This window comes from Enterobacter sp. FB (assembly GCF_000805795.1).
Lineage (GTDB): Bacteria > Pseudomonadota > Gammaproteobacteria > Enterobacterales > Enterobacteriaceae > Enterobacter > Enterobacter roggenkampii.
This window is the reverse complement of the sequence record NZ_JSZC01000016.1, coordinates 140,983-167,123: the sequence shown is the minus strand read 5'-3', so window position 1 is coordinate 167,123 and position 26,141 is coordinate 140,983. Positions and strand designations below refer to the sequence as shown.

Annotated in this window: 18 protein-coding genes and 3 pseudogenes; 11 read left to right on the top strand and 10 right to left on the bottom strand. The window is 58.1% G+C overall.

Going from position 1 to position 26,141, the window contains the following annotated elements; genetic code table 11:
* The first annotated feature begins 3 nt into the window (after positions 1-3).
* The gene (gene yicI, locus PI91_RS21550; protein ID WP_039267081.1) at positions 4-2,322 is read left to right on the top strand and encodes an alpha-xylosidase; all 2,319 of its coding nucleotides are present in this window, start codon (positions 4-6) and stop codon (positions 2,320-2,322) included.
* A 128-nt stretch (positions 2,323-2,450) separates the two neighbouring features.
* On the opposite strand, the gene PI91_RS21545 is transcribed toward yicI, so the two are convergent.
* Complete coding sequence (locus PI91_RS21545) at positions 2,451-4,145, bottom strand: AsmA family protein (RefSeq protein WP_039267080.1); 1,695 nt, start codon at positions 4,143-4,145, stop codon at positions 2,451-2,453.
* 119 nt (positions 4,146-4,264) lie between these two features.
* The gene (gene xanP / locus PI91_RS21540) at positions 4,265-5,656 is read right to left on the bottom strand and encodes a xanthine/proton symporter XanP (RefSeq protein ID WP_039267079.1); all 1,392 of its coding nucleotides are present in this window, start codon (positions 5,654-5,656) and stop codon (positions 4,265-4,267) included.
* Between the two features lie 225 nt (positions 5,657-5,881).
* Here xanP and gltS point away from each other — a divergent pair, with 225 nt between their 5' ends.
* Positions 5,882-7,093, top strand: a complete 1,212-nt coding sequence (gene gltS, locus PI91_RS21535) for a sodium/glutamate symporter (protein WP_039267077.1) — start codon at positions 5,882-5,884, stop codon at positions 7,091-7,093.
* On the opposite strand, the gene PI91_RS21530 is transcribed toward gltS, so the two are convergent.
* Positions 7,090-9,975, bottom strand: a complete 2,886-nt coding sequence (locus tag PI91_RS21530; RefSeq protein ID WP_001138082.1) for a Tn3 family transposase — start codon at positions 9,973-9,975, stop codon at positions 7,090-7,092. The genes gltS and PI91_RS21530 overlap by 4 nt on opposite strands.
* 99 nt (positions 9,976-10,074) lie before the next feature.
* Between PI91_RS21530 and PI91_RS21525 the strand changes: the two genes are divergently transcribed.
* Entirely contained in the window at positions 10,075-10,779 is a 705-nt protein-coding gene (locus PI91_RS21525) for an IS6-like element IS26 family transposase (protein ID WP_001067855.1), read from the top strand.
* 366 nt (positions 10,780-11,145) lie between these two features.
* Here the strand turns inward: PI91_RS21525 and PI91_RS26245 are convergent.
* Positions 11,146-11,415 (bottom strand): annotated as a pseudogene (locus PI91_RS26245) (hypothetical protein); the annotation flags it as partial.
* A 268-nt stretch (positions 11,416-11,683) separates the two neighbouring features.
* On the opposite strand from PI91_RS26245, the pseudogene PI91_RS26670 reads away from it, so the two are divergent.
* A pseudogene (locus tag PI91_RS26670) lies at positions 11,684-11,773 on the top strand (type VI secretion protein); the annotation flags it as partial.
* A 91-nt stretch (positions 11,774-11,864) separates the two neighbouring features.
* Here PI91_RS26670 and tet(C) read toward each other — a convergent pair.
* A pseudogene (tet(C), locus tag PI91_RS26240) lies at positions 11,865-13,054 on the bottom strand (tetracycline efflux MFS transporter Tet(C)).
* A 92-nt stretch (positions 13,055-13,146) separates the two neighbouring features.
* Here tet(C) and tetR(C) point away from each other — a divergent pair.
* The 7 genes from tetR(C) (at position 13,147) to PI91_RS21465 (ending at position 19,982) form a co-directional block, all read left to right on the top strand.
* Complete coding sequence (gene tetR(C) / locus PI91_RS21505; RefSeq protein WP_001038045.1) at positions 13,147-13,806, top strand: tetracycline resistance transcriptional repressor TetR(C); 660 nt, start codon at positions 13,147-13,149, stop codon at positions 13,804-13,806.
* Positions 13,793-14,107 (top strand): helix-turn-helix transcriptional regulator, encoded by a 315-nt coding sequence (locus PI91_RS26665; protein ID WP_061342203.1) that lies wholly within the window; start codon positions 13,793-13,795, stop codon positions 14,105-14,107. Before tetR(C) ends, PI91_RS26665 begins: the two co-directional genes overlap by 14 nt.
* Before the next feature lie 1,629 nt (positions 14,108-15,736).
* On the top strand, positions 15,737-16,441 hold the full coding sequence (locus PI91_RS21490) for an IS6-like element IS26 family transposase (RefSeq protein WP_001067855.1): 705 nt from the start codon (positions 15,737-15,739) through the stop codon (positions 16,439-16,441).
* 55 nt (positions 16,442-16,496) lie between these two features.
* Positions 16,497-17,042 (top strand): recombinase family protein, encoded by a 546-nt coding sequence (locus PI91_RS21485; RefSeq protein WP_011013294.1) that lies wholly within the window; start codon positions 16,497-16,499, stop codon positions 17,040-17,042.
* Between the two features lie 64 nt (positions 17,043-17,106).
* A protein-coding gene (locus tag PI91_RS21475; RefSeq protein ID WP_085959879.1) for an IS3-like element IS1133 family transposase occupies positions 17,107-18,236 on the top strand; the annotation gives its coding sequence in 2 pieces (ribosomal slippage) (positions 17,107-17,353 and positions 17,353-18,236; 1,131 coding nt in all).
* Positions 18,237-18,342: 106 nt separating this feature from the next.
* Positions 18,343-19,146: an aminoglycoside O-phosphotransferase APH(3'')-Ib gene (gene aph(3'')-Ib, locus PI91_RS21470; protein WP_001082319.1), complete on the top strand. Its 804-nt coding sequence runs from the start codon at positions 18,343-18,345 to the stop codon at positions 19,144-19,146.
* Entirely contained in the window at positions 19,146-19,982 is an 837-nt protein-coding gene (locus PI91_RS21465) for an aminoglycoside O-phosphotransferase APH(6)-Id (RefSeq protein WP_000480968.1), read from the top strand. The genes aph(3'')-Ib and PI91_RS21465 overlap by 1 nt, the downstream gene beginning before the upstream one ends.
* Before the next feature lie 141 nt (positions 19,983-20,123).
* Here the strand turns inward: PI91_RS21465 and recG are convergent, their stop codons facing one another.
* The 5 genes from recG to gmk are packed head-to-tail and all read right to left on the bottom strand — an operon-like array spanning position 20,124 to position 25,990.
* Positions 20,124-22,205 carry an ATP-dependent DNA helicase RecG gene (gene recG, locus PI91_RS21460; protein ID WP_039267076.1) on the bottom strand — a complete coding sequence of 694 codons (2,082 nt, stop codon included), beginning with the start codon at positions 22,203-22,205 and terminating at the stop codon, positions 20,124-20,126.
* Positions 22,206-22,208: 3 nt separating this feature from the next.
* Complete coding sequence (gene trmH, locus PI91_RS21455; RefSeq protein ID WP_032654439.1) at positions 22,209-22,898, bottom strand: tRNA (guanosine(18)-2'-O)-methyltransferase TrmH; 690 nt, start codon at positions 22,896-22,898, stop codon at positions 22,209-22,211.
* 4 nt (positions 22,899-22,902) lie between these two features.
* Positions 22,903-25,017, bottom strand: coding sequence for a bifunctional GTP diphosphokinase/guanosine-3',5'-bis pyrophosphate 3'-pyrophosphohydrolase (gene spoT, locus PI91_RS21450; protein ID WP_008502673.1), 2,115 nt, complete (start codon positions 25,015-25,017; stop codon positions 22,903-22,905).
* A 19-nt stretch (positions 25,018-25,036) separates the two neighbouring features.
* The gene (gene rpoZ / locus PI91_RS21445) at positions 25,037-25,312 is read right to left on the bottom strand and encodes a DNA-directed RNA polymerase subunit omega (RefSeq protein WP_000135058.1); all 276 of its coding nucleotides are present in this window, start codon (positions 25,310-25,312) and stop codon (positions 25,037-25,039) included.
* Positions 25,313-25,366: 54 nt separating this feature from the next.
* Complete coding sequence (gmk, locus tag PI91_RS21440; protein ID WP_008502674.1) at positions 25,367-25,990, bottom strand: guanylate kinase; 624 nt, start codon at positions 25,988-25,990, stop codon at positions 25,367-25,369.
* Positions 25,991-26,141 lie beyond the last annotated feature (151 nt).

The window sequence follows — 26,141 nt, the reverse complement described above, 5'->3', positions numbered from 1 at the left end:
AGCATGAAAATCAGTGATGGAAACTGGCTTATTCAACCGGGCCTGAACGTGACCTGTCCGGTGCAGGTGTTTGACGTGGAGCAGCAGGGCAATGACCTGGTGGTGTACGTGGCGCCGCGTGACGTGCGTGAACGCACCTGGCAGCTCGACACGTTGATGTTCACGGTGCGCCTGTTTGCCCCGCAGGAAGGGATTGTCGGGGTGCGCATCGAGCACTTTCAGGGCGCGCTAAACAACGGCCCGCACTATCCGCTGAACGTTCTGAAAGACGTGAAGCTAGAGATCGAAAACAACGCCGATTTTGCCGAGCTGAAAAGCGGCAGCGTCAGCGTGCGCGTTACCAAAGGCGAGTTCTGGGCGCTGGATTTCCTGCGCAACGGCAAGCGCATTACCGGCAGCCAGCTGAAAAACAACGGCTACGTACAGGACAGCAATACCGATCGCAACTATGTGTTTGAACGTCTGGATCTGGGCGTGGGGGAAACGGTCTACGGCCTGGGCGAGCGCTTCACCGCCCTGGTGCGCAACGGCCAGACGGTCGAAACCTGGAACCGCGATGGCGGCACCAGCACCGAGCAGTCCTACAAAAATATCCCGTTCTACCTGACCAACCGCGGCTACGGCGTGCTGGTGAATCACCCGGAAAACGTCTCGTTTGAAGTGGGCTCCGAGAAAGTCTCTAAGGTGCAGTTCAGCGTGGAAGGCGAATATCTTGAGTACTTCGTTATCGACGGCCCGACGCCGAAAGAAGTGCTGAACCGCTATACCCGCTTCACTGGGCGTCCGGCGCTGCCGCCTGCCTGGTCGTTCGGCCTGTGGCTCACCACCTCGTTCACCACCAACTACGACGAAGCCACGGTGAACAGGTTTATCGACGGCATGGCCGAACGGGACCTGCCGCTGCACGTGTTCCACTTTGACTGCTTCTGGATGAAGGCCTTCCAGTGGTGCGACTTCGAGTGGGATCCGGTGACCTTCCCGGATCCGGAAGGCATGATCCGCCGCCTGAAAGAGAAAGGGCTGAAGGTCTGCGTGTGGATTAACCCGTATATCGGCCAGAAATCCCCGATCTTCCGGGAGCTGAAAGAGAAGGGCTACCTGCTCAAGCGCCCGGACGGATCCCTGTGGCAGTGGGACAAATGGCAGCCGGGGCTGGCGATTTACGACTTCACCAACCCGGACGCGTGCCGGTGGTATGCCGACAAGCTGAAAGGGCTGGTGGATATCGGCGTCGACTGCTTCAAGACCGACTTTGGCGAGCGTATTCCGACGGACGTGCAGTGGTTCGACGGGTCCGATCCACAGAAGATGCACAACCATTACGCCTACATCTACAACGAGCTGGTGTGGAACGTGCTGAAAGAGACGGTGGGAGAAGAAGAGGCGGTGCTCTTTGCCCGCTCCGCGTCCGTGGGTGCGCAACAGTTCCCGGTGCACTGGGGTGGTGACTGCTACGCCAACTATGAATCAATGGCCGAAAGCCTGCGCGGTGGGCTGTCGATTGGCCTGTCCGGCTTCGGGTTCTGGAGCCACGATATCGGCGGGTTCGAAAACACCGCCCCGGCGCACGTCTACAAGCGCTGGTGCGCGTTCGGGCTGTTTTCCAGCCACAGCCGCCTTCACGGCAGCAAATCCTACCGCGTGCCGTGGGCGTACGATGACGAGTCCTGCGACGTGGTGCGCCACTTCACCCAGCTGAAGTGTCAGCTGATGCCGTACCTGTACCGTCAGGCGGCGCTGGCGCGCGAGTTCGGCACGCCGATGCTGCGCGCGATGATGCTGGAGTTCCCGGACGATCCGGCCTGCGATTACCTTGACCGTCAGTACATGCTGGGGGATGCCCTGATGGTCGCTCCGGTGTTCTCCGGGGCGGGCGACGTGCAGTTCTACCTGCCGGAAGGGCGCTGGACGCACCTGTGGCACAACGACGAAATCCAGGGCAGCCGCTGGCATAAGCAGCAGCACGATTTCATGAGCCTGCCGGTCTACGTGCGCGACAACACGCTGCTGGCGCTGGGCAACAATAACCAGAAGCCGAACTACGCGTGGCACGAGGGGACGGCCTTCCAGCTGTTTAACCTGGACGATGGCGCAACGGCGGTAAGCGAAGTGCCTGCGGCGGACGGCGCGGTGGCGTTTACGCTGAAGGCGTCACGTCGGGGCGACATCGTGACCTTTACCGGCGCGGGAGACGCGCAAAACTGGTCGGTGTGTTTGCGCAACGTGCAGAAAGTGCGCGGCGTGAAGGGCGGCTCGCACGCGGGCAGCGAGTGGGGCGTGGTGGTGAAAGCCGAGGGGGATGAGGTGGCGGTTCAGCTCTGAGGTGGAAAATGCCCGGTGGCGCTGCGCTTACCGGGCCTACGGTAATTATGCGGTCTGATGCCCTCACCCACAGGGAGAGGGAACCAAAACCTCGTAGGCCGGGTAAGGCGAAGCCGCAACCCGGCTTTTTACTGTGCCGGCGCCATCGCCGACACCACGCCGCCCGTCATCGTCTGCTCTACCTGCTGCTTATCCATATTCACCGCGCTCAGCTTCCCATTCACCGTTGGCTTCAGCGGCGCACTGGCCTGCACGCTGCCGCTGGCGGTGAGCTGAATATTGCCGTCACCTGCAATCGGCAGCGCAGGCCAGCCCCACTGCTGCAGCACGCTGAGCGGCACGCCGCGCCCGTTCAGGCTCACCGTGGTCTGCCGCTGCGGCAGCTGGGAAACGGTCGCCGTGGCTTCCAGAATACCTTTCTCGGTAAACGCGCTCAGGTCGGTAATGTTCACCGTCGCGGCGTTAGCATTCAGCGCCAGCGACGGACGGCGCACGTCCACGCGGTTAAAGGTCGCCGCCGCGCCGTTCAGGGTTGCGCTGCCGCCCCAGACGCCCCACTGGCGATCTTTCACCAGCTGCAGGTTTGCGCCATAGCCGTCCAGAGAGGTGATCTGCCACGGGAAGGCGGGATCGATGTCGATCACCAGGTTGCGGCTTAGGCCAAATTTTTGCAGCGTGACGCTGTTCAGCCATTCCGGCAGAGGCGCCATCCACAGCGCTTTCCAGTTTTGCGGCAGGGTATACTCCAGCCCGGCAATGGCGACATCGTCCAGCACCAGCGCTTTACCGTCGCGCAGCCAGTTACCGGACGTGCGCACCATGCCGCCTTCCCAGCGGGAGGTGAACTGGCGCAGCGCCATGCCCTGCGGGGAAAACTCCGCATTCAGGATCGGATCAAAAAGATGCAACGAGCCGTAGATAAACTCGCTGGCGTTCATCGACAGGCGGCCTTCCTGGCTCTGCCAGTCACCTTTGCTCAGCGTCAGGTTGCGCAGGCTTAAATCGAGGTCGGTCACCGCCCAGTCCGGGCCCTGAAGCCGGGCGTCGGTCACGTCCAGACGACCAATCTGCAGAGAGGGGATAGTGGCCAGCGGTGCGAAGAACGCGGTCAGCGTTTTATCGCTCTGCAGGCGGATCTCGTTCAGGCGCATCGTGTCGATAATCCAGCTCCCGTCGGCGTTGCGCAGGGCCGAGCCGGTGAGCGAGCCCCGGGCCATATCGGCGCCGATCGTATTCAGCACCACTTCCTTGCCGTTAAGCTGGCCCTCGATCAGCACGTTGGTGGCCGGTACGCCGTTGAGGGTTAGCGAGCCTGCGCTCATCTGGATCTGCGCGTGATTGCCCAGCACGTTGCCCGCTTCCGGCTGCCACGGGCTGACGCCGCCCGTCACCTTCTGCGCGCTCAGATCCCATTCGGTATTCGGGCTGTTAAAGGCCATATTGTTCAGCTGCAGGCGATCCGCCTGGAAGGGCAGCGGCGCGGTCTGCGGGGAGAGATTCAGCGTGCCGTCGAACAGGGTGATGGTGTCCATGTGCAGCGGATCGGTTATCTGGCGGCTGCTGAGGCCGATATCCACTTTTTTGGCCACCAGCGTGGCGGGTTTACCGTCCCGGCCGAAGGTGACGTTTTCCAGAATGATGTGGGATGGTGACGAAAAGCGGTGATTCATCTTGTCGAAACTGAGCTCGTAGTCGGTATTCACCGTTACCCAGCTGCTGACCTGAGTCGCGCCCCAGCGGGTCTGGAGCAGAATATAGAGCGCCAGTATCACAATGAGCAGGGCTACCAGAAGATAGACGAGTAGCTTTCCAATAAATTTCATGGTCTTCCATCCCGCAAAACGCACATAAGGGAGTTATGCACGATTTATGCGCAATCCTCAAGGCGGGAATGGTGTAAATAGATGTCACGGCAGACATTGACTGCCTGCCGTGAAGGGGATCAGTTCTTTTCAGGCGGGAAAACGAGGTTCAGCACGATAGCGGTGATACCGCCCGCGGCAATGCCGGAAGAGAGCAGGTTTTTCACCCAGTCCGGGGCAAACTGCAGGATCAGCGGCTGCTGAGAAACGCCCAGACCGACGGCCAGCGACAGCGCAATAATCATGATTGCGCGGCGGTTCAGCGGCTCGCGGGAGACGATACGCACGCCGGAGGCCGCGATCGTCCCGAACATCACCAGCGTTGCACCGCCCAGCACCGGCTCAGGGATGTGCTGCACAAAGCCGCTCACCGCCGGGAACAGGCCGAGGACGATCAGCATCAGCGCCACCACGAAGCCGACATAGCGGCTGGCCACGCCGGTCAGCTGGATCACGCCGTTGTTCTGACCGAAGCAGGAGTTCGGGAAGGTATTGAAGACCGCAGAGACAAACGAATTCAGACCGTTCGCCAGCACGCCGCCTTTCAGGCGCTTCATGTACAGCGGGCCGGAAACGGGCTGCTCGGAGACGTCGGAGGTGGCGGTGATGTCGCCGATGGTCTCCAGAGAGGTGATCATAAAGACCAGCATCAGCGGCAGGAGCAGACCCCAGTCAATGCCCAGACCGTAATACAGCGGCGTAGGGACAGCGATCAGCGCGCTGTTGGCTGGCGCGGTGTTCTCCGGCAGCATGCCGAGCGCCCACGCCAGCAGGTAGCCTGCCGCCATGGCGATCACCAGCGAGGCGACGCGCAGGTAGGGGTTACGCTGGCGGTTAAGCAGAATAATGATGGCCAGCACGACGCCCGCCAGCAGCAGGTTTTTTGGCGCGCCGAAGGTGTGGTCGCCCATCGCGGCATAGCCGCCGCCGATGGAGGTGAGGCCCACCTGAATCAGCGACAGGCCGATAATCATCACGACGACGCCGGAAACCAGCGGGGTGATGACGCGGCGAGCCAGGTGCAGAACGCGGGAGATCACCATCTCCGTACAGCTCGCCAGCATCAGGGTGCCGAACAGCGCCGCCATCATGGTCGGAACATCCGCACCGCCGGTTTTCAGGGCCGTACCGCCCATGATCAGCGGCGCCACAAAGTTAAAGCTGGTGCCCTGAATCGACAGTAAACCCGAACCCACCGGACCCCACGCTTTAATCTGGATAATCGAGGCCACGCCGGAGGCGAAGAGAGACATGCTGATGATGTGCTGCGTGTCCTGCGCCGGTAAACCGAGCGCCTGACAGATCAGCAGCGCCGGGGTGATCACCGCAACAAACATCGCCAGAAGATGCTGGCAGGCGGCGAAAAGCGTCTGCGGCAGCGGCGGGCGGTCTTCAAGGCGGTAAATCAGTTCGCTATTTTGCTTCTGCGCAATCGGTTGCGCATCAGGCGACTCTATGGTGTTAACGGACATCGGCGGCAATCCCACGGTGGAAAAGCGGGCATTTTATCTGACCACCTGGTAAAAGCAAACGATTGCCAGCAAAAAAAGACAAGAAAATCTGCCGCCGTGAGCAGGTTTTCTACATCCGATGAGGAAAAAAAATTACACTTTTTGCGCCGGAAGCTCATGAAGAGCGCAAACCGGCCCAGGATAACGCCGCGTGTGTATGGAACACGCGCAAAAAAGGAGCCTTCTATGATTCATCTCGATACGTTGTCGACCCTTGTTGCCGCAACGCTGGTGTTACTGCTTGGCCGTAAGCTGGTACATAGCGTTTCCCTTCTGAAAAAATACACCATTCCTGAACCTGTCGCTGGCGGCCTGCTGGTGGCGCTGGCCCTGCTGGTGCTCAAAAAAAGCATGGGCTGGGAAATCGATTTTGACATGTCCCTGAAAGACCCGCTGATGCTGGCCTTCTTTGCCACCATCGGCCTGAACGCCAACCTGGCAAGCCTGCGGGCGGGCGGTAAGGTGCTTGGCGTATTTTTGATTGTGGTGGTGGGGCTGCTGCTGATGCAAAACGCGATTGGCATCGGCATGGCAACCTTGCTGGGGCTGGACCCGCTGATGGGGCTGCTGGCGGGGTCGATTACGCTGTCAGGCGGTCACGGTACCGGGGCGGCATGGAGTAAATTGTTCGTCGAGCGCTACGGTTTTGAAAATGCAACGGAAGTGGCGATGGCCTGTGCCACCTTTGGCCTGGTGCTGGGTGGCCTGATTGGCGGCCCGGTGGCGCGTTATCTGGTGAAGCATTCCACCACGCCGGACGGCAGGCCGGACGACGAGCTGGTACCGACCGCCTTTGAAAAGCCTGACGTTGGACGCAGTATCACCTCGCTGGTGCTGATTGAAACCATCGCGATGATCGCCATCTGCCTCACCGTGGGTAAAGTGGTTGCGCAATGGCTGGCGGGCTCCGCGTTTGAGCTGCCGACGTTTGTCTGCGTGCTGTTTATCGGGGTGATTCTGAGCAACGGTCTGGCGCTGATGGGTTTCTACCGCGTGTTTGAACGGGCGGTGTCGGTGCTTGGCAACGTCTGCCTCTCGCTGTTCCTGGCGATGGCGTTGATGAGCCTCAAGCTGTGGGAGCTGGCCTCCCTGGCGCTGCCGATGGTGGCGATTCTGGCGGTGCAGGCCCTGTTTATGGCGCTGTACGCCATGTTTGTCACCTGGCGCATGATGGGCAAAAACTACGATGCGGCGGTGCTGGCGGCGGGTCACTGCGGTTTTGGTCTGGGGGCAACCCCAACGGCTATCGCCAACATGCAGGCGATCACCGAACGCTTTGGGCCATCGCACATGGCGTTTCTGGTGGTGCCGATGGTCGGGGCGTTCTTTATTGATATCGTCAACGCGCTGGTGATTAAGCTGGGGTCGTTTGCGGGAGGGGGCGGAATCCTACGCTAAGGCTTTGGCCAGCGATATTCTCCGGTGAGATTGATGTGTTCCCATCCGAGCGGCGAAACATGGGCCAAGAGATCGGGCGATAGCAGCTTTCCATCGCGTTTCTGGTTTGCAACGACCTCGCCGAGCTTCATGGTGTTCCAGAAGATGATGATGGCGGCGAGCAGATTCATGCCGGCGATGCGGTAATGCTGGCCTTCGGCGGAACGGTCGCGGATTTCACCGCGGCGGTGGAAGCTGATTGCCCGCTTCAGCGCATGATGAGCTTCGCCTTTGTTGAGCCCGATCTGGGCACGCCGTTGGAGTTCGGCATCCAGAATCCAGTCGATCATGAACAGGGTGCGCTCGACGCGACCGACTTCCCGCAGGGCTGTCGCGAGCTCGTTCTGCCGCGGATAGGAGGCGAGTTTCCGCAGAATCTGGCTTGGCGCGACGGTCCCGGCAGCAATGGTGGCGGCGATGCGCAGGATGTCGGGCCAATTGCGCTCGATCATGGCTTGGTTGACCTTTCCGCCGATCAACGCTCGCAGGTGCGCCGGGGCGGCCGACGGATTGAACGCGTAGAGCCGTTTGGATGGCAGGTCGCGGATGCGCGGAGCGAACCGGTAGCCGAGAATGGCACATGCGGCAAAGACGTGATCGGTGAAGCCGCCCGTGTCGGTGAACTGCTCGCGGATATGGCGTCCAGCATCGTTCATCAGCAGGCCATCGAGGATGTAAGGCGCTTCGCTTGCCGTTGCAGGAATCACCTGGGTTGCGAACGGCGCATATTGGTCGGAGACGTGGCTATAGGCTTTCAGGCCCGGGGTATTGCCATATTTCGCGTTGACCAGGTTCATGGCCTCACCTTGCTCTGTAGCGACGAAGAACTGTCCGTCGCTCGAAGCCGACGTGCCCATGCCCCAGAACCGGGCCATGGGTAACGCTGCCTGTGCCTCGACCACCATGGCCAGCGCCCGGTCATAGGCTTCGCCCTCGACATGCCACCGTCCAATGCGGATCAATTCCCAGAAGGTGTGGGTGTTTGTCGCATCCGCCATTTTGCGCAAGCCGAGGTTGATCCCTTCCGCCAAGATAACGTTCATTAGCCCGATCCGGTCAGCGCAGGGTGCTCCTGTGCGCAGATGGGTGAACGCTTCGGTGAAGCCGGTCGCCGCATCCACCTCCAGCAGGAGATCGGTGATGCGCGTGGGCGGGATCTGCTTGTAGAGATCGAGCACCAGATCTTCGGCGCCTGTCGGCGCGGCGGCTTCGAGTTTCTCGATATGCAGAACGCCGTTTTCAATCGACCCGCCCGGGATCGTGCCTGCGCGAGCGGCACGGCCAAGCTCGCGCAACCGCATGTCGAGGCGAGCTTGCCGGTCTGCCAGCCATTCCTCCGGCCGCAATGGCACAGCGAGACGACCGCCTTCCGCGATGGATTGTGCCGGAACGAGTGCGTGTTTCAGATCGCCATAGCGCCGGGACCTAGTAAGCCAGACATCTCCGGAGCGGAACGCATCGCGCAGATGGAACAGCACCGCGATCTCCCATAGGCGAGCGTCGCCAGCCCTCTGGGCCCGAAGGTGGCGATGCCATTTCGAGCTGGGCCGCAAGAAGCTGGTCATCGCGGCATCGTTCAAACCGGTACGAAGGGCCGTCACCGCTTCCAGAAGCGGCAGTGCAACGGGCGCAGCTCGCAGATCGAGCAGGCGCAACATGCGTGGAGCGTATCGGCGGAAGCGGTGATAACCGTCGAGCACATGATTGAGCGGATCGTCGGCCATGGTGGCGGTCAGCCTGGTTGCCATTGCAACAAGGGTTTTTAAGCCGTCCCACCCTGACCCACTCGCGATGACATCGCCCAGCGGCTGGCCATCATCCTGTGCATCGACCAGGGCGCCCCCGATCTCGGCGAAGGATTTCAGGGTGTCACGCACCACCCCCGCTTCGTCTGCGACCTTTGCATGGCAAATACGCTCCGAAGCACGGTAGAGACGGCCGACGATCCGGTCGTGGGTTTCGACCACTGCGTCGGCCAACATCGCCTGCCATTCCGAGACGCAAACAGCCAAGATCGCAAGCCGCCTGTCCTCCGGGAGATCGCGCATGCCGTCGGCATAATACCGTTCACCCTGCCTGCGCAGACGAGTCACCCGATGGGCAGGAACGCCGGCAAGCAGATCCTCGGGGAGATCGATGCGTTGCAGATATTCGAGCCGGTCGAGCAGCCGGTTGGCCGACGAAGAGTTCGAGCCAGGCTCGAACTGGCGCAGCCACACAAAACGGGTCACCCGATCATCAGCCGTCTCCTCGAGCAATGCCAGCAACTGTTCTCGGATCGACATAGGCAGCCGACTGGCGATCCTCGTCTCGATGCGTCGCTCGGCATCGACGAGAGCCGCGGCACAAAGCCGCTCGATCGTGGATGTCGCGGGAAGGACAGTGCGGGTGCGTCGGCACTCGGCTACGAAGCGACGGGCGATATCCTCGTTCGACACCGCCATCTCGGCTTCTCGGAACAACCATTCCTTCAGCTCGCTCGCACCACGTCCGGAGAAGGTGCGGAAGCCGTAGAGCCCCCGTAACTCGGCAAGATGCTCGTGCCGTGTTTCCTCGCGGGCAGCATAGTCTACGAGATCGTCGGCACCCAGGCCAAGCTGCGCTCCGATAAATTCGATGACCTCTGCAGGGATCAGTTCGCCTGGAGCCAGCACCCGGCCGGGATAGCGCAGGACACACAATTGCAGGGCGAAGCCGAACCTGTTGTGAGCGCGCCGACGCAGCCTGATATGCCCAAGGTCTTCATCACTCAGCGTATAGTGCTTGAGCAAATCCGTCTGTGAAGTCGGCAAGCGCAACAGCGCGTCTTTCTGCCGATCGGTTAGAGTGACGCGACGCGGCATACATGTTCCTTTTTCAAAATCTGATAGCGTTCAAGAGGCACTGTTGCAAATAGTCGGTGGTGATAAACTTATCATCCCCTTTTGCTGATGGAGCTGCACATGAACCCATTCAAAGGCCGGCATTTTCAGCGTGACATCATTCTGTGGGCCGTACGCTGGTACTGCAAATACGGCATCAGTTACCGTGAGCTGCAGGAGATGCTGGCTGAACGCGGAGTGAATGTCGATCACTCCACGATTTACCGCTGGGTTCAGCGTTATGCGCCTGAAATGGAAAAACGGCTGCGCTGGTACTGGCGTAACCCTTCCGATCTTTGCCCGTGGCACATGGATGAAACCTACGTGAAGGTCAATGGCCGCTGGGCGTATCTGTACCGGGCCGTCGACAGCCGGGGCCGCACTGTCGATTTTTATCTCTCCTCCCGTCGTAACAGCAAAGCTGCATACCGGTTTCTGGGTAAAATCCTCAACAACGTGAAGAAGTGGCAGATCCCGCGATTCATCAACACGGATAAAGCGCCCGCCTATGGTCGCGCGCTTGCTCTGCTCAAACGCGAAGGCCGGTGCCCGTCTGACGTTGAACACCGACAGATTAAGTACCGGAACAACGTGATTGAATGCGATCATGGCAAACTGAAACGGATAATCGGCGCCACGCTGGGATTTAAATCCATGAAGACGGCTTACGCCACCATCAAAGGTATTGAGGTGATGCGTGCACTACGCAAAGGCCAGGCCTCAGCATTTTATTATGGTGATCCCCTGGGCGAAATGCGCCTGGTAAGCAGAGTTTTTGAAATGTAAGGCCTTTGAATAAGACAAAAGGCTGCCTCATCGCTAACTTTGCAACAGTGCCCCTGCGTGCGCTGCTGCCATGTCCACTACCTGACGCCGGTGATGGTGATGGCCTCGCCGGAGCGGGAATTTCTTAACCTCGACGAATTTAGACGATCGGCGGGCGAGGGGATGTCGTGGCAAGGTCCGCCTTGCGCTGCTCCGCAAGGGCGACACCAGCGGGTTCGTCGGCGGCCACGCCTAGCGCGACCGCAACCAAGCGTCGAAAAAGTATACGCTCGTCACCCGCCGTCTCCTGTGCTGAGAGTCTCAGGCCGATCGGCCGGCAGGGCTCAATGTCAGCAAACGCGTGATGAGCGGTGGCCTTCAACAGTGATAAGGCGGCACCAGAGAAAAATCACTCAGGGTCAATGCCAGCGCTTCGTTAATACAGATGTAGGTGTTCCACAGGGTAGCCAGCAGCATCCTGCGATGCAGATCCGGAACATAATGGTGCAGGGCGCTGACTTCCGGTGCCAGCAGATATTTTGGCAGTTTGCCTTGGATCAGAGCCATCTGACGCAGGGCTAGTGCAGCCGGATAGTCAATAGCTACCGGCAGCGGTGCGGACTGTTGTAACTCAGAATAAGAAATGAGGCCGCTCATGGCGTTGACTCTCAGTCATAGTATCGTGGTATCACCGGTTGGTTCCACTCTCTGTTGCGGGCAACTTCAGCAGCACGTAGGGGACTTCCGCGTTTCCAGACTTTACGAAACACGGAAACCGAAGACCATTCATGTTGTTGCTCAGGTCGCAGACGTTTTGCAGCAGCAGTCGCTTCACGTTCGCTCGCGTATCGGTGATTCATTCTGCTAACCAGTAAGGCAACCCCGCCAGCCTAGCCGGGTCCTCAACGACAGGAGCACGATCATGCGCACCCGTGGCCAGGACCCAACGCTGCCCGAGATGCGCCGCGTGCGGCTGCTGGAGATGGCGGACGCGATGGATATGTTCTGCCAAGGGTTGGTTTGCGCATTCACAGTTCTCCGCAAGAATTGATTGGCTCCAATTCTTGGAGTGGTGAATCCGTTAGCGAGGTGCCGCCGGCTTCCATTCAGGTCGAGGTGGCCCGGCTCCATGCACCGCGACGCAACGCGGGGAGGCAGACAAGGTATAGGGCGGCGCCTACAATCCATGCCAACCCGTTCCATGTGCTCGCCGAGGCGGCATAAATCGCCGTGAAGATCAGCGGTCCAATGATCGAAGTTAGGCTGGTAAGAGCCGCGAGCGATCCTTGAAGCTGTCCCTGATGGTCGTCATCTACCTGCCTGGACAGCATGGCCTGCAACGCGGGCATCCCGATGCCGCCGGAAGCGAGAAGAATCATAATGGGGAAGGCCATCCAGCCTCGCGTCGCGAACGCCAGCAAGACGTAGCCCAGCGCGTCGGCCGCCATGCCGGCGATAATGGCCTGCTTCTCGCCGAAACGTTTGGTGGCGGGACCAGTGACGAAGGCTTGAGCGAGGGCGTGCAAGATTCCGAATACCGCAAGCGACAGGCCGATCATCGTCGCGCTCCAGCGAAAGCGGTCCTCGCCGAAAATGACCCAGAGCGCTGCCGGCACCTGTCCTACGAGTTGCATGATAAAGAAGACAGTCATAAGTGCGGCGACGATAGTCATGCCCCGCGCCCACCGGAAGGAGCTGACTGGGTTGAAGGCTCTCAAGGGCATCGGTCGACGCTCTCCCTTATGCGACTCCTGCATTAGGAAGCAGCCCAGTAGTAGGTTGAGGCCGTTGAGCACCGCCGCCGCAAGGAATGGTGCATGCAAGGAGATGGCGCCCAACAGTCCCCCGGCCACGGGCCTGCCACCATACCCACGCCGAAACAAGCGCTCATGAGCCCGAAGTGGCGAGCCCGATCTTCCCCATCGGTGATGTCGGCGATATAGGCGCCAGCAACCGCACCTGTGGCGCCGGTGATGCCGGCCACGATGCGTCCGGCGTAGAGGATCCACAGGACGGGTGTGGTCGCCATGATCGCGTAGTCGATAGTGGCTCCAAGTAGCGAAGCGAGCAGGACTGGGCGGCGGCCAAAGCGGTCGGACAGTGCTCCGAGAACGGGTGCGCATAGAAATTGCATCAACGCATATAGCGCTAGCAGCACGCCATAGTGACTGGCGATGCTGTCGGAATGGACGATATCCCGCAAGAGGCCCGGCAGTACCGGCATAACCAAGCCTATGCCTACAGCATCCAGGGTGACGGTGCCGAGGATGACGATGAGCGCATTGTTAGATTTCATACACGGTGCCTGACTGCGTTAGCAATTTAACTGTGATAAACTACCGCATTAAAGCTTATCGATGATAAGCTGTCAAACATGAGAATTCGCGAATGAACAAGCTCCAACGCGAGGCCGTGATCCGAACCGCGCTCGAACTGCTTAACGACGTGGGCATGGAAGGTCTAACGACGCGCCGACTGGCTGAGCGCCTCGGGGTGCAACAGCCAGCGCTCTACTGGCATTTCAAGAACAAGCGTGCGTTGCTCGACGCACTTGCCGAAGCCATGCTGACGATAAATCACACGCATTCGACGCCAAGGGATGACGACGACTGGCGTTCGTTCCTGAAGGGCAATGCATGCAGTTTTCGACGGGCGTTGCTCGCTTATCGCGATGGCGCGCGTATTCATGCCGGGACGCGGCCAGCCGCGCCGCAGATGGAAAAAGCCGACGCGCAGCTTCGCTTCCTTTGCGATGCTGGCTTTTCGGCAGGTGACGCGACCTATGCGTTGATGGCAATCAGCTACTTCACCGTCGGCGCTGTTCTTGAGCAGCAAGCTAGCGAGGCAGACGCCGAGGAGCGGGGCGAAGATCAGTTGACCACCTCAGCGTCTACGATGCCGGCGCGCCTACAGAGCGCGATGAAAATCGTCTACGAAGGCGGTCCGGACGCGGCATTCGAGCGAGGCCTGGCTCTCATCATCGGCGGTCTTGAAAAAATGAGGCTCACTACGAACGACATTGAGGTGCTGAAGAATGTTGACGAATGACAGGGGGCGGCAGGTGCGGAGGGCGCGGTTGCTTCGTCATATGAAGCAAAGTCACCTAGCTGAATTAATGGGTGTGGATCAGGCAACCGTGTCGCGCTGGGAGCGGGGCACCCTTGCATTGTCGGATGGGAGGTGGTCAGCGGTTCTTCAATTGCTTACCGGGCCTTCCGATTCATCGTACGACGCTGCGCTGAAGCGTCTGGTGCAATCCTCCGCCCACAAAGTCCATCTGGTAGCGACCGGACACATTGTTTGCTCGCGGCATCTCCGGCCAGGCAAAGGGAATTGCGGATTGACCTAGCCGAACTCCTTGGTAAATCGCTGCGTGTTTATGCGTCCCCGAGATAGTTGCGGCCGACTCTGCGCTTAATGGGCTCGGTTGGCATGAGGGGCGGCTGGGGTCACTCGAGGTGGATACCGGCCCGAACTGGAGCGAGGAACTTCCATACTGCCAAGGCGAATGCTGTGGGAGCGCATCATGCTCGCTGATGGTAGCCCGGCACTACTTGTTACCACCACAGCTTAATGCGAAGGGTGCTCCTGTTCTTGTGCATATTTTATGCGCTGCTGATTGTGCATCGAACTGATAACCTCAACGGGTCTGCTTTGTAGTTCACCACACCCCTGACGCGCGCGTGCCGGATAAGCAGAACTATGGTGCCGATGGATGTCAGGAACACTCGGCCTGGTTCGTAACTAGGTCGTCCTGCGCGATCCTGCGGCTAGGGCCGGAATCGTGCTCGCCAGTCAGGCGCTGATGAAGCCTATGCAGATGAGCGTGAAGATCAGGACGATCTGCAGGCGTTACGAAAAGAAGGGGGCGAGCCATAGGAGTAGGCGTCACAACACAAAAGTGGTGAATCTGTCCGGCGGAGTGATCAGGCAGTCAGCATGGCGTTTCGCGCCGAAGCGGGCTGAGTTCGGGACTGTCGGTCGGAGTCCAGATGGCAGGGCTTGCCGGGATCGACGCCCTTTGGCGCAAATTGGCACAAGCCAATCCGTGCGGCGTGAAGGTATTTCGCGTCGGAGTGACACTATTCGACCTGACGCCAGCCAGCTTGATTTGCTGTTCGACGACGATGCCGGGCGGCAACGCAGGGAACGGGCATCAGCAGCGATCGACGGACTCATTGCGCTCTCGGGGCGCACCGTCATCAGCCTGAGCGAACGGAAGCCACCGGCTGGCGGACATGTCGGCGGCAAGATTCCCTATACGCGGATACCGAGTTGAGAGGATTTCGGGTGATGAGCTGGAAGCGGAGCCTGAAGGTCGGCGATCTCGACGACGGCCAGAAACTGGAAATGACCTGCGTGCGCTGCTGCCATGTCCACTACCTGACGCCGGTGATGGTGATGGCCTCGCCGGAGCGGGAATTTCTTAACCTCGACGAATTTAGACGATCGGCGGGCGAGGGGATGTCGTGGCAAGGTCCGCCTTGCGCTGCTCCGCAAGGGCGACACCAGCGGGTTCGTCGGCGGCCACGCCTAGCGCGACCGCAACCAAGCGTCGAAAAAGTATACGCTCGTCACCCGCCGTCTCCTGTGCTGAGAGTCTCAGGCCGATCGGCCGGCAGGGCTCAATGTCAGCAAACGCGTGATGAGCGGTGGCCTTCAACAGTGATAAGGCGGGTAACCGCGTAGTTGACAGGAATTTTATTGCAAATTACATTGACCGTCGGTCGGTGGATGTCGAGAGTTGACTAGATGCAAGACATCTGTCTTGGAGCCGCATTCTCGGTATCTGCCACGAGCATGGCGAGTTGCTCCAAGCGGCCGCGATGTGCGGAACAGTAATTGACCTTGCAGAGTCTTATCGCCTACTTAAGAAAGTGCCAAAAATTTCATGACAACGCGTACGTCCGATTTGGGCACTGTTGCAAATAGTCGGTGGTGATAAACTTATCATCCCCTTTTGCTGATGGAGCTGCACATGAACCCATTCAAAGGCCGGCATTTTCAGCGTGACATCATTCTGTGGGCCGTACGCTGGTACTGCAAATACGGCATCAGTTACCGTGAGCTGCAGGAGATGCTGGCTGAACGCGGAGTGAATGTCGATCACTCCACGATTTACCGCTGGGTTCAGCGTTATGCGCCTGAAATGGAAAAACGGCTGCGCTGGTACTGGCGTAACCCTTCCGATCTTTGCCCGTGGCACATGGATGAAACCTACGTGAAGGTCAATGGCCGCTGGGCGTATCTGTACCGGGCCGTCGACAGCCGGGGCCGCACTGTCGATTTTTATCTCTCCTCCCGTCGTAACAGCAAAGCTGCATACCGGTTTCTGGGTAAAATCCTCAACAACGTGAAGAAGTGGCAGATCCCGCGATTCATCAACACGGATAAAGCGCCCGCCTATGGTCGCGCGCTTGCTCTGCTCAAACGCGAAGGCCGGTGCCCGTCTGACGTTGAACACCGACAGATTAAGTACCGGAACAACGTGATTGAATGCGATCATGGCAAACTGAAACGGATAATCGGCGCCACGCTGGGATTTAAATCCATGAAGACGGCTTACGCCACCATCAAAGGTATTGAGGTGATGCGTGCACTACGCAAAGGCCAGGCCTCAGCATTTTATTATGGTGATCCCCTGGGCGAAATGCGCCTGGTAAGCAGAGTTTTTGAAATGTAAGGCCTTTGAATAAGACAAAAGGCTGCCTCATCGCTAACTTTGCAACAGTGCCGCCTTGCGCGCCGCAGGTGTCGAACGGGACAATATCTATGATGATCTTGCTTCCGGCGGTCGTGATGATCGCCCTGGCTTGACTGCCTGCCTCAAGTCATTGCGTGACGGCGATGTGCTGGTGGTCTGGAAGCTCGATCGCCTCGGACGATCGCTTGCCCATCTGGTCAACACGGTGAAGGAGCTGTCAGACCGCAAGATCGGCCTGCGGGTTCTGACTGGAAAGGGCGCTCAGATCGACACCACGACTGCGTCCGGTCGCATGGTGTTCGGAATCTTCGCCACCTTGGCCGAGTTCGAGCGGGATCTGATCCGAGAGCGCACCATGGCGGGTCTCGCCTCCGCGAGAGCGCGCGGTCGCAAGGGCGGACGAAAATTCGCGCTCACCAAAGCTCAGGTGCGTCTCGCGCAAGCCGCCATGGCCCAGCGCGATACTTCAGTTTCCGATCTCTGCAAGGAACTCGGCATCGAGCGCGTCACTCTCTACCGATATGTCGGTCCCAAAGGCGAGCTCAGAGACCATGGAAAGCATGTTCTCGGACTTACGTAGTGGACTTGCCTCGGTTTCGTTCCGGTCTTTTTGAGAGCATTATTTGTTATCAAGGAGACCATATATGTCATTAAAGCATAGTGATGAATTTAAGCGTGATGCAGTTCGCATAGCACTCACTAGTGGCTTAACACGCCGTCAAGTTGCGTCAGATTTAAGTATTGGGCTTTCCACGCTTGGGAAATGGATCGCATCAATTTCCGATGAAACTAAAATTCCTACCCAAGACACTGATCTTCTGCGTGAGAATGAACGTTTACGCAAAGAGAACCGTATCCTTCGGGAGGAGAGGGAGATATTAAAAAAGGCAGCAATATTTTTCGCAGTACAAAAGCTGTGAGATTTCAGTTTATTACGGATTACCGTGGCTCTCTCTCACGTTCACGCATATGTCGTTTGATGGGCGTAACAGATCGTGGTTTACGTGCATGGAAACGCCGTCCTCCATCACTGCGCCAGCGTCGTGATCTTATACTTCTAGCGCATATACGTGAGCAGCATCGGTTGTGTTTGGGGAGCTATGGTAGGCCGCGTATGACAGAAGAGTTGAAAGCGCTGGGCCTGCAGGTTGGGCAGCGTCGGGTTGGACGTTTGATGCGCCAGAATAACATTACAGTTGTTCGAACGCGTAAATTCAAACGGACAACGGATAGTCATCATACCTTCAACATTGCACCGAACCTATTAAAACAAGACTTTAGCGCAAGCGCACCCAACCAGAAATGGGCAGGCGATATCACTTATGTTTGGACCAGAGAAGGATGGGTCTATCTTGCTGTTATCCTTGACCTGTATTCCCGTCGCGTGATTGGCTGGGCAACAGGTGATCGATTAAAGCAGGATCTTGCATTAAGGGCACTGAATATGGCGTTGGCTTTACGCAAACCACCACCGGGTTGTATTCAACACACAGACCGTGGGAGCCAATATTGCGCTCATGAATATCAAAAGCTACTGCTCAAACATCAATTGCTGCCGTCCATGAGCGGGAAAGGCAATTGTTTTGATAACTCCGCAGTAGAAAGCTTCTTTAAATCATTAAAGGCTGAGTTGATTTGGCGCAGACACTGGCAAACAAGGCGAGATATTGAGATTGCAATCTTCGAATATATAAATGGCTTTTATAATCCACGCCGAAGACATTCAACACTCGGCTGGAAATCGCCGGTGGCATTTGAGAAAAAAGCCGCTTAAAATGAGAGATAGACCGGAACACAACCGGTGCAAGTCCATAGCAACTCGTTTCTTTTCGCAGGTTGAGCCACCTCCGCGCTTCATCAGAAAACTGAAGGAACCTCCATTGAATCGAACTAATATTTTTTTTGGTGAATCGCATTCTGACTGGTTGCCTGTCAGAGGCGGAGAATCTGGTGATTTTGTTTTTCGACGTGGTGACGGGCATGCCTTCGCGAAAATCGCACCTGCTTCCCGCCGCGGTGAGCTCGCTGGAGAGCGTGACCGCCTCATTTGGCTCAAAGGTCGAGGTGTGGCTTGCCCCGAGGTGATCAACTGGCAGGAGGAACAGGAGGGTGCATGCTTGGTGATAACGGCAATTCCGGGAGTACCGGCGGCTGATCTGTCTGGAGCGGATTTGCTCAAAGCGTGGCCGTCAATGGGGCAGCAACTTGGCGCTGTTCACAGCCTATCGGTTGATCAATGTCCGTTTGAGCGCAGGCTGTCGCGAATGTTCGGACGCGCCGTTGATGTGGTGTCCCGCAATGCCGTCAATCCCGACTTCTTACCGGACGAGGACAAGAGTACGCCGCAGCTCGATCTTTTGGCTCGTGTCGAACGAGAGCTACCGGTGCGGCTCGACCAAGAGCGCACCGATATGGTTGTTTGCCATGGTGATCCCTGCATGCCGAACTTCATGGTGGACCCTAAAACTCTTCAATGCACGGGTCTGATCGACCTTGGGCGGCTCGGAACAGCAGATCGCTATGCCGATTTGGCACTCATGATTGCTAACGCCGAAGAGAACTGGGCAGCGCCAGATGAAGCAGAGCGCGCCTTCGCTGTCCTATTCAATGTATTGGGGATCGAAGCCCCCGACCGCGAACGCCTTGCCTTCTATCTGCGATTGGACCCTCTGACTTGGGGTTGATGTTCATGCCGCCTGTTTTTCCTGCTCATTGGCACGTTTCGCAACCTGTTCTCATTGCGGACACCTTTTCCAGCCTCGTTTGGAAAGTTTCATTGCCAGACGGGACTCCTGCAATCGTCAAGGGATTGAAACCTATAGAAGACATTGCTGATGAACTGCGCGGGGCCGACTATCTGGTATGGCGCAATGGGAGGGGAGCAGTCCGGTTGCTCGGTCGTGAGAACAATCTGATGTTGCTCGAATATGCCGGGGAGCGAATGCTCTCTCACATCGTTGCCGAGCACGGCGACTACCAGGCGACCGAAATTGCAGCGGAACTAATGGCGAAGCTGTATGCCGCATCTGAGGAACCCCTGCCTTCTGCCCTTCTCCCGATCCGGGATCGCTTTGCAGCTTTGTTTCAGCGGGCGCGCGATGATCAAAACGCAGGTTGTCAAACTGACTACGTCCACGCGGCGATTATAGCCGATCAAATGATGAGCAATGCCTCGGAACTGCGTGGGCTACATGGCGATCTGCATCATGAAAACATCATGTTCTCCAGTCGCGGCTGGCTGGTGATAGATCCCGTCGGTCTGGTCGGTGAAGTGGGCTTTGGCGCCGCCAATATGTTCTACGATCCGGCTGACAGAGACGACCTTTGTCTCGATCCTAGACGCATTGCACAGATGGCGGACGCATTCTCTCGTGCGCTGGACGTCGATCCGCGTCGCCTGCTCGACCAGGCGTACGCTTATGGGTGCCTTTCCGCAGCTTGGAACGCGGATGGAGAAGAGGAGCAACGCGATCTAGCTATCGCGGCCGCGATCAAGCAGGTGCGACAGACGTCATACTAGATATCAAGCGACTTCTCCTATCCCCTGGTAACACATCAATCTTACCGGAGAATATCGTTGGCCAAAGCCTTAGCGTAGGATTTCGCCCTCTCCCGCAAACGACCCCAAGCTGTACCTGATGCTGCCGATGTTCGCCTGAAATCAGGCGTTGGAATAGCGTTCGGTTTCCGGCATCCAGCGCTCAATTAACGCTGCCGCCTGCTCGGGGTAGCGTTCATGAATGTGGCGGGCGAGGCGCTGAACCTCGGGGATCATGGCCTGATCGCGCAGCAAATCCGCGACTTTGAATTCCGCATTTCCCGTCTGACGCGTGCCCAGCAGTTCACCGGGGCCGCGGATCTCCAGGTCTTTTTGCGCAATCACAAAACCGTCGTTGCTGTCGCGCAGCACCTGCAACCGCATCTGGGCGGTTTTCGAGAGCGGCGCTTTGTAGAGCAGAACGCAGTGGGACGCTACCGCGCCACGGCCGACGCGCCCGCGAAGCTGGTGGAGCTGGGCAAGGCCCAGGCGCTCCGGGTTTTCGATGATCATCAGGCTGGAGTTCGGCACATCCACGCCCACTTCGATGACCGTAGTCGCGACCAGCAAATGCAGCTCGCCCTGTTTGAACGACTGCATCACCGCCTGCTTTTCAGCGGGCTTCATGCGTCCGTGAACCAGACCCACGTTTAGCTCCGGCAGGGCGAGCTTTAACTCTTCCCACGTGGCTTCGGCAGCCTGCGCTTCCAGCAGTTCCGACTCTTCAATCAGGGTACAAACCCAGTAGGCCTGACGCCCTTCGTGGGTGCAGGCGTTGCGCACGCGGTCGATGATATCGCTGCGACGCGTGTCAGGAATGGCAACCGTCGTGACCGGCGTACGGCCCGGGGGGAGTTCGTCGATGGTGGAGGTATCCAGATCGGCGTAAGCCGTCATCGCGAGCGTGCGCGGGATCGGCGTGGCGGTCATGATCAGCTGATGCGGGTGGAAGCCCTGCTGCAGTCCCTTTTCCCACAGCGCCAGACGCTGATGCACGCCGAAGCGGTGCTGTTCATCGATAATCACCAGCGCAAGGCCGTTGAACTGCACCTGCTCCTGGAAGATAGCGTGCGTGCCGACAATCATCTGCACCTGCCCGCTGGCGATGGCTTCCTGCTGCGCAAGGCGCGCTTTGCCCTTTTGTTTTCCTGCCAGCCAGCCTACTTCAATCCCCAGCGGCGCGAACCAGGCGCGGAAATTGTTGGCGTGCTGTTCCGCCAGCAGCTCGGTCGGCGCCATTAACGCGACCTGTTTACCGTGGGCAATGGCGCGCAGGGCTGCAAGGGCGGCAACCAGCGTTTTACCGGAGCCTACATCGCCCTGTACCAGGCGCATCATCGGCACGTCGAGCGCCATATCGCGTTCAATCTCGGCGGTGACGCGCGCCTGCGCGCCGGTGGGTTTAAACGGCAGAGAGGCCAGCAGCTTATCTTTGAGCGCATCATTCTGGCTTAAAGGCTGAGCGTGGAAACGCTGCGCGCCCGCACGAAGCGCCAGCATGCTCAGGTTATGCGCCAGTAATTCCTCAAGGATAAGACGCCGTTGGGCGGGGTGTTGCCCGCTTTCTAAGTCGCTGAGCTGCAGCGTGGGTGGCGGACGGTGCAGGGTACGCAGCGCTTCGGGAAGGCTCATCATGCCCTGCGCCAGCTCGGGTGGCAGCAGCTCGGTAATGGCGCAGGTGTCCAGCAGCTCCAGCGCCTGATCGGTAAGCTTACGCAGCGTCGCCTGCTTGATGCCTTCGGTCGTCGGGTAAACCGGGGTAAGTGTCTCCTGCAGTTCCGGCGTGCTGAGATCGCCCTGCACGCGGTACTCGGGGTGGATCATCTCTGCGCCGTACTTCCCGCGTTTGGCTTCGCCATAGGCCAGCACCCTGCGGCCTGTCGCCAGGCTGTTTTTCATCGCCGCGCTGAAGTTGAAGAAACGCATGGTGAGAATGCCGGTGCCGTCGCTGATCTGGCAGGTCATCATCCGGCGTCCGCCGAAGGTGATGTTGCAGTTCAGGACTTCGCCTTCAACGGTGGCGTAAATGGCAGGAAGGAGATCGCCAATCTTATAAAGCTGGGTGCGGTCTTCATAACGCAGGGGGAGGTGAAGCAGGAGATCCTGCACGGTGTGCAGGCCAATTTTGGCCAACTTACTGCTTTGCGCCGCGCCCACGCCCGTCAGGCTGTTGAGCGGGATAGCATTCAGCAGGCGGCCTTTCATCGCTTACCCGGCGTACTGCATGGTGGCCCACCACTCGGCATCGGCTTCAATTTCGCCCTGCGCGTTGACGTGGGGGTAAGGCAATTTTTTCTGCTTCGCAACGCGAGCCAGCACCGGATAACCGCCTTCAAACAGCAGGCGCTGCTGTTCATTTTCCGGCAGCATGCTGTTGCTACGCTCGTACATGCCGGCGTTCTGACGCTGGCGCTGCGCTTCATACAGAATGAGCGCGGACGCCACGGAGACATTGAGAGACTGGACCATGCCGATCATCGGAATGATGATGTCCCGATCCGCCAGATCCAGCGCTTCCTGTGAGATCCCGGTTTTCTCCTGACCCATCAAAATGCAGGTCGGGCGAGTGTAGTCGATCTCGCGAAAATCCACGGCTTTAGCGGACAGGTTAGTGGCAAGGATCTGCATCCCGCGCCCTTTCAGGTGCGAAACGGCATCGCCAATTGTCTGGTGAGATTTGACGGAAACCCAGCTGTTACTGCCTGCCGCCGCCGAGACCATGGTGCGCATCCGGTGACCCGGCCAGACGGCGTGCACTTCATGCACACCGACGGCATCGGCGGTACGGACGATAGCAGAGACGTTATGCGGTTTATGGACCTGCTCCATGCAGACCGTCAGGTCAGGCTGACGCCTGGCGAGCATTTCGCATATCCGCGCGTAACGTTGTGAATTCATACCACTAGTTTCGGTTACGGGTGACTTTAATCACGTCCGGCATGACGCGGATCTTGCGCATGATATTCGCCAGATGCACGCGGTCGCGGGCGGTCAGACGAATAAAGGCGCTGTACACGCGGCCATCTTTTTCTTCCGTATTCAGGCTTTGAATATTGGAAGAGGCCGTGTTGATCGCTGCCGTCAGGTTCGCCAGGGCACCCTGATGGTTGAACATATCCACCTTAATCTCGGTGATAAATTCCTGCGCCGTCTCTTTATCCCACTCGACCGCCATAAACTTCTCGGCTTCTTTCTGGTAGCCGCGAATGTTACGACAGGATTCGTGGTGGATAACCAGCCCTTTACCTGGGCTGACGTGCGCAATAATCGGGTCGCCTGGAATTGGACGGCAACATTTTGCGAAGGTGATTAGCACCCCGTCCGCGCCTTTGATTGGCAGATGAGCATGGCCGGATGCGCCTGGCGCAGAAGGTATTGCTTCGCCCTGCTGCAGGTTTTTCGCCACCACGACGCTCATGGCGTTGCCCAGACCAATTTCCGCCAGCAGATCGTCAAGAGACGTGAGCTTCATACGGTCGAGCTCGCGCTGGATATGCTCCGGTGGGATCTCAGCCAGCTTACGGCTGCCGCCCAACGCGTGGTTGAGCAGACGACGCCCCAGGCTGACGGAATCATCACGCTTGAGGTTTTTCAGCAGCTGACGGATTTTAGCGCGCGCTTTGGAGCTCACGACAAAGTTCAGCCAGGCCGCGTTCGGACGTGCGCCCGGCGCGGTAATAATTTCCACCGTCTGGCCGCTGGCGAGCGGCTGAGACAGCGGGTAAGGTTGTCTGTCGACGCGCGCGCCCACGCAGGCATGGCCGATATCGGTATGCACGGCGTAAGCGAAGTCGACCGGCGTTGCGCCCGCAGGCAGTTCGACAATGCGACCTTCTGGGGTGAAAACGTAAATCTCATCCGGGAAGAGATCGGATTTCACGCTCTCGATAAATTCAAACGAGCTACCCGCACTCTGCTGAAGTTCCAGCAGGCTCTGCATCCAGCGCTGGGCACGGATTTGTGCGGTCGTACTGCTTTCGCCACCGTGCTCTTTATAGGCCCAGTGCGCGGCAACACCCATCTCTGCCATCTGGTCCATGTCTTCGGTGCGAATTTGCACCTCAACAGGCACGCCGTGCGGTCCGATCATCGAGGTGTGCAAAGATTGATAGCCGTTCGCTTTTGGAATGGCGATGTAATCTTTCATCCGCCCCGGACGCGGTTTGTAGAGGCTGTGCATCTGCCCCAGCACGCGATAGCAGGTGTCCGAGTCATGGACAATGACGCGGAAGGCGTAGATATCCATGATCGAGTGAAAACGCTGCTCCTTGAGCACCATTTTGCAGTAGATGGAGTACAGGTGTTTCTCGCGACCGCTGACGCGGCACGGAATTCCCGCTTCCTGCAAGCGCCCTTCGATTTCAGAGAGGATCTTTTGAATCATCTCCTTACGGTTGCCGCGTGCGGCTTTCACCACCTCTTTAATCACGCGATAGCGGTTCGGGTACAACGCTTCAAAACCCAGCTCTTCCAGCTCGGTTTTAATGTGGTGAATACCTAAACGGTGCGCCAGCGGACTGTAGATTTCGAGGGTTTCACGGGCAATGCGGCGACGTTTATCCGGGCGAAGTGAGCCCAGCGTGCGCATGTTGTGGGTGCGGTCAGCGAGTTTGATGAGAATGACGCGGATATCCTGCACCATCGCCATAATCATCTTGCGGAAGTTTTCGGCTTGCGCCTCTTTCTTGTCGCGGAAATTCAGCTTATCAAGCTTAGAGACCCCTTCCACCAGTTCGGCAACGCTTTTGCCAAACAGCTGTTCCATGTCCTGGTAAGTGGCAGGGGTATCTTCAATCACGTCGTGCAGCAGCGCGGCCATCAGCGTTTCGTAGTCGAGTTTCATCTCGGCCAGAATACAGGCCACCGCTACCGGGTGCGTGATGTAGGGTTCACCGCTTGAACGTGTCTGGCCCTCGTGAGCGTCACGTGCAACGAGATACGCCTGCTGAAGACGCTTAATCTGGTCTTCAGGCAGGTAGATTTGAATCAGTTGATTCAGGCTTTCAAACAGATACAAGGGCGACCCGCAGGTTTAATTAACGACGACCTTCAGCAATAGCGGTTACGGCCTGCAGTTCTGCGGCTTCCTGCTCTTGCTGCTCCTGGCGCTCACGCACGTCGAGGATCTGGTTGTTGATCAGACCTTCTTCGATTTCGCGAAGTGCAATAACGGTGGTTTTATCGTTTTCTTCCGGTACCAGCGGATCTTTACCGCCTACCTGCATCTGACGAGCGCGACGCGCGGCGACCAGCACCAGGTCAAAACGGTTACCAATTTTCTCTACAGCGTCCTGAACAGTTACGCGTGCCATACTTAAAATGCTCCACAGGTGAAGAAATGACTGGGCATGATACTGAAAGTGGGTTCAGTCTGCCAACAGTTTGGTGATTAATGCGTCATGTCGCTGCTTCTGGCGGCTCATACGCAGACGTTCTGCACGAAGAATGGTTTTGAGATCGCTCAGTGCGGCATCAAAATCATCATTCACAATAAGGTAATCATATTCCGCGTAATGGCTCATTTCTGCAACAGCCTGTTCCATACGCTTTGCGATGACTTCTTCGCTGTCCTGACCGCGGCCACGCAGGCGGCGATCCAGCTCATCTTTCGATGGCGGTAAAATAAAGATACTGCGCGAGTCAGGCATTTTCTTGCGAATTTGCTGTGCACCCTGCCAGTCGATATCCAGGAACACATTCACGCCCGTGGCCAGAACCTGCTCAATGGTTTCACGCGAGGTACCGTAGTAATTACCGAATACTTCCGCGTGTTCAAGAAACGCGTCTCTGCCGATCATCGCTCTGAACTCGTCGTGATCCACAAAGAAATAGTGTTCGCCGTGCACTTCACCCGGACGCGGTTGACGCGTGGTGTGAGAAACAGAAACCTGTGTGTCGTACAACGGTTGGGTTTTTAACAGTGCCTGAATAAGGCTGGATTTACCCGCGCCACTAGGGGCAGAAACAATATAAAGCGTGCCTTGAGCCATGAGAGTCTTTTGTATGTGTTAACGAAGAAGTCCTACATACGGGCTTATTATACACGTCACTGCCGTGTGACGTAGCCTTTGTCACACTTTTTCCCCTGGATTATTGAATTTTGCGTGCCGTTTTCAGGTTATATCTGAGGTTTTCAGCAAC